This is a genomic window from Parasediminibacterium sp. HNIBRBA5674 (assembly GCF_056745525.1).
The window spans coordinates 1-962 of the sequence record NZ_JBQWIE010000091.1; the positions used below are offsets into that span (position 1 = coordinate 1).

1 protein-coding gene is annotated in these 962 nt (G+C 38.0%); it reads right to left on the reverse strand.

Translation table 11 applies throughout. The features are described 5' to 3' along the window. Nucleotides 1–962: alpha-L-rhamnosidase-related protein (locus ACT9TX_RS18370; RefSeq protein ID WP_481340563.1), on the reverse strand; the 962-nt coding region annotated here is incomplete at both ends.

Consider the following 962-nt stretch of genomic DNA (forward strand, 5'->3'; position numbering starts at 1 on the left):
GTGGTAGCATCGTATTTCTTCCACATTAATTCAAAGCTATTATCGCCTTTTTTATCTAGCATATTAAAAGCTGCTTGTTCGTTTTGGTGCTTGCTTAATTGATCGAATAAACGTTGCAAGCCAAATATGCCTGCATACATAAAATCATGTGCATTTTCTTTACTACTAATTACAATTGCATTAGCTACTAATGCTTCATCACCCACAGGCACTAAACCAAAATCCAATGCCATTGCATTAGCTGTGTGGCTTCCAAATGAATGTGTGGTGGGGTTGTAATATTTAGCAATAAATGCATTACGAATTAATTGAGCAGAATCGCTAAATGCTTGACTATCTAGAGTGTTACCAAGTGCAGCCGCAGCTTGCTTTAATATCATTAAATCATTGTAGTGAAATGCCGTAGAACTCAATGGCACCGGGCAGTCTATAGAATCAATTGTTCCAGGTGGGCACCAATCGCCTAAACCTATATATACAATATGATTTTTAGCAAGCCCCCCTACAAAATTTACCCATTGTTTCATATCTGGATAAAACTTTTTCAATGCATCAGTATTACCATAATATTTATACAAAAACCAAGGTAGTTGCACAATGGCAGTACCCCAATCTGGCGAGGCAGCGCCGATAAAACGTTTACCAGGGGCTACCATTGTAGGTATACCAGCAGGCTTTAAATATTTCTCAATTCTTGGCTCCTTTAAGCCTGTGTATCTAATAGTATTGAGTGTTGGCTTTGCAGTTGAGTGAATATCATCCATAAACTTTAACCAAAAATTCTCCATATCCATGTTATAGATAGTACTTTGTGCCATTGCATGTGCATCACCTAGCCAACCGCATTTTTCACGAGCTGGACAATCGGTGGGAATACTGTGCAGGTTACTAATTAAAGTCCAATAACTCAGTTGGTGTAGCTTGTTAATTTGAGGATTAGCACAATTAAAGTTTCCTGCTGA